1 protein-coding gene and 1 pseudogene are annotated in these 1,817 nt (G+C 78.4%); both read left to right on the plus strand.

From position 1 onward, the window contains the following. Positions 1-152: 152 nt before the first annotated feature. Positions 153-701 carry a dihydrofolate reductase family protein gene (locus tag PYV61_RS24965; RefSeq protein WP_275836592.1) on the plus strand — a complete coding sequence of 183 codons (549 nt, stop codon included), beginning with the start codon at positions 153-155 and terminating at the stop codon, positions 699-701. Between the two features lie 125 nt (positions 702-826). Beyond that, positions 827-1,817 (plus strand): annotated as a pseudogene (locus tag PYV61_RS24970) (hypothetical protein); the annotation flags it as partial.

Raw genomic sequence — 1,817 nt, forward strand, 5'->3', positions numbered from 1 at the left:
GCGCGGGTCGCCCTGGCGGCCGACGTGCCGGCGACGGTGCTCGCGCTCTGGTTCGGTGCCGGCGCGCTGCGCGCGGTGGGCAACGCCGTGGCCGCGTGGGCGCGCGTGTCCTGACCGGTGCGCGCGGCCGGCGCGGGCCGTACCGTTCCGGCATGCGCCCCCTCCGCTACTCCATCAACCTCACGCTCGACGGCTGCTGCGACCACCGGGCGATCGTCGCGACCCCCGACGTCCACCGGCACGCGCTCGACATGTTCGACCGCGGCGACGCGCTGCTGTTCGGCCGCACGACGTACGAGATGATGGAGGCCGGGTGGCGCTCGCCGGCGCAGGTGGCGGCGATGCCCGACTGGATGCGGCCGTTCGGCGCGCGCATCGACGCGATGCCCAAGTACGTGGTGTCGCGCACCCTCGACCGCGTGGACTGGAACGCGGCGCTCGTGCGCGGCGACCTCCGGACCGAGGTCGAGCGGCTGAAGGCGCAGCCGGGGAAGGGGCTGGTCACCGGCGGCGTGGCGCTGCCGCGCGCGCTGGCCGAGCTCGGGCTCATCGACGAGTACGCGTTCCTGGTGCAGCCGCGGGTGGCGGGGCACGGGCCTGCGCTGTTCGCCGGGCTGCCGACGCCGCTCGAGCTGCGCCTCGTGGACCGGCGCGAGCTGCCGTCGGGCGCGATGGTGATGCACTACGAGCCGGTGCGCTGACCGCGGCGCCGAGGGCGTCGCCGACCGCTCGTGGGCGCGATCCGACCGCCGGTGCCCTCCGGCGGCCCGCTCGTGCCGGCCGCGTGGGCGCCCCCGCCGGGCGGGTGTAGGTTCCGGGGACCCCCATGCTGCGCGAAGACACCGTCACCCTCGTCCACGCGGTCGGCTTCGTCACCGGCGTCGCCCTGTACGCGATGCTGGCGACGATGGTGCTCCGCACCGCCCGCGGCGCGCGCCGCGACCGCATCCCGGTGGCCACCGCCGCGCTGGGGCTGGCGTGGAACCTCGGGGCGCTGGTGGCCTACGGCGTCCCCGGGCTCGGGCTCGGGGGCCCGCTCACCTGGGCCACGGCGTGGGTCGGCGCCGTCGCGTACGCCGCGCTCGGGTTCCTCCCCGCGGTCGTCGTGCACGCCGCGCTGCAGGGCGACCGGGGGCGCGTCCGCGCGGCGCTCACCGGGGGCGCCTACGCGCTGAGCGCCGCGGCGGCGGCGATGCACGCGTGGAGCGCGGCGACGGGCGACGCGGCGACCTCCGGCGACGCGCTCCGCCTGCTGTCGATCGGGTACCTCGTGGTGCTGGGGGCGCTGGCCGTGCGGCTCCGCCGGTCGCCGGGCGCGCGCGGGCCGCTCGCCGCCGCCGCGCTCGCGGCCTTCGCGGTGATGGCGCTGCACCTCGGGCACCACGGCCGCGAGCGCGAGTCGGTGCTGGCCGAGCTGGTGGGGCACCACGCGTCGCTGGCGCTGGCGCTGGTGATCCTGTACCAGGACTTCCGCTTCGCGCTGGCCGACCTGTTCCTGAAGCGCGTGCTCGCCGCGGTGCTGCTCATCGGCGGCGCGCTGAGCGCCTACCTCGCCGTCGCGCCGTTCGTGGCGTCGCGGCTGGCCGCCGACCCCACCGACCCGCGCGCCGTCGCCCTGCTGCTCGCGCTCTGGGTGGCGACGGCGGTGGCGTACCCCGCGGCGCGCCTCGCCGTCGGGCGCTTCGTCGACCGGGTGGTGCTGCGCCGGGCGGACGGCCGCGCGCTGCGCCGCGCCGTGGCCGCGCGGCTGGCCGCGCTCGACGCGCCGTCGGACGTGCTCGACGCGACGGCGGAGGCGCTCGCCGGCGCGCTGTCCG

The sequence above is a fragment of the Roseisolibacter sp. H3M3-2 genome (genome assembly GCF_029211165.1).
Classification (GTDB): domain Bacteria; phylum Gemmatimonadota; class Gemmatimonadetes; order Gemmatimonadales; family Gemmatimonadaceae; genus Roseisolibacter.